Annotated in this window: 1 protein-coding gene; it reads right to left on the bottom strand. The window is 72.8% G+C overall.

The window, feature by feature from the left end; all coding sequences use genetic code 11:
• The coding region (locus EYW49_RS23190) for a beta strand repeat-containing protein (protein ID WP_206365541.1) at positions 1-1,805 on the bottom strand (1,805 nt) is incomplete at both ends.

Genomic DNA, 1,805 nt, shown 5'->3' on the forward strand with positions numbered 1-1,805 from the left:
GCCGTCCGACACCGACGACACCGTCAGCACCAACTGCCGGATCGTCTGCCCGCCGTCGCCCGTCCCCAGCCCGATCGCCGTSCCCGAGAACAGCGACACCGCGCCGCCCTTCTCCACGAAGGTCGGCGTCTCCGCGGTCGTGGTCAGCGTCGGCGCATGGTTGAGCCGCGCCACCGTCACCGTCTCCGCCGCCGGCAACCCGGAAGTCGTCGTGTCGACGCCGCCGTTCGCCGTGCCGCCGCTGTCCTTCACCGAAGTGAGGGTGACGACGCGGTCGCCCGCCGTCGGATTGCCGAGGTCCCGATAGGTCGCCCCCTGCAACAGGCTCGTCAGCTGCGCGCCGCTCAACGCCCCGGTCAGGGTCACCGTCGCGGTTCCGCCCGTCACGCTCACCGCATAGCCGACCCCGAGCCCGCCGGTCGTCGTGCCGGTCGTGCCGTTGGTCAGCGTCACCGCCGACCCGTCGAGGGTCAGTTGCTCGTTCACCCCGTCGGAGAGCTCCGACACCGTCAATCGGATCTGGCCGAAGGTCTGCCCGGCCTCGATCGTCGAAGCCGTCACCCCCGACCACAACGCCACCGCCGCACCGCCTTCGGTGAAGGTCTTCGCCCCCACCGTCGCGGCGAGCGTCGGCACATCGTTGACCGGGGTCACCGTCACCGTCGCGGCCGCCGAGAGCGCCGTCGTGTCGACGCTGCCGGCCCCGCTGCCGCCGCTGTCGCGGATCGAGGTCAGCGTCACCACCCGCGCGCCGGCGGTCGGATCGACCGAGCCGTTGCCATAGGTCAGCCCGTCGACCAGCGTCTGCGCCGCCGCCGTCGTGAAGTCGCCGCCCCGCGTCACCGTCAGCGTCGCCGTCGAACCGGCCACCGTCACCACCACCGTCGCGCCGCCCGACGTCGTGGTCGTGCCCGCCACCAGCGCCACCGCCGTGCCGTCGATCGTCAGYTGCTCGGCCGCGCCGTCCGACACCGACGACACCGTCAGCACCAACTGCCGGATCGTCTGCCCGCCGTCGCCCGTCCCCAGCCCGATCGCCGTGCCCGAGAACAGCGACACCGCGCCGCCCTTCTCCACGAAGGTCGGCGTCTCCGCGGTCGTGGTCAGCGTCGGCGCATGGTTGAGCCGCGCCACCGTCACCGTCTCCGCCGCCGGCAACCCGGAAGTCGTCGTGTCGACGCCGCCGTTCGCCGTCCCGCCGCTGTCCTTCACCGAAGTGAGGGTGACGACGCGGTCGCCCGCCGTCGGATTGCCGAGGTCCCGATAGGTCGCCCCCTGCAACAGGCTCGTCAGCTGCGCGCCGCTCAGCGCCCCGGTCAGGGTCACCGTCGCCGTTGACCCCGTCACGCTCACCGCATAGCCGACCCCGAGCCCGCCGGTCGTCGTGCCGGTCGTGCCGTTGGTCAGCGTCACCGCCGACCCGTCGATCGTCAGTTGCTCGTTCACCCCGTCGGAAAGCCCCGACACCGTCAATCGGATCTGGCCGAAGGTCTGCCCGGCTTCGATCGTCGAACCGCTCACCCCCGACCACAACGCCACCGCCGCGCCGCCTTCGGTGAAGGTCTTCGCCCCCACCGTCGCCGCCAGCGTCGGCGCGTCGTTGACCGGGGTCACCGTCACCGTCGCGGCCGCCGAGAGCGCCGTCGTGTCGACGCTGCCGGCCCCGCTGCCGCCGCTGTCGCGGATCGAGGTCAGCGTCACCACCCGCGCGCCGGCGGTCGGATCGACCGAGCCGTTGCCATAGGTCAGCCCGTCGACCAGCGTCTGCGCCGCCGCCGTCGTGAAGTCGCCGCCCCGCGTCACCG

Origin of the sequence: Siculibacillus lacustris, from assembly GCF_004328075.1 — a bacterium.
Lineage (GTDB): Bacteria > Pseudomonadota > Alphaproteobacteria > Rhizobiales > Ancalomicrobiaceae > Siculibacillus > Siculibacillus lacustris.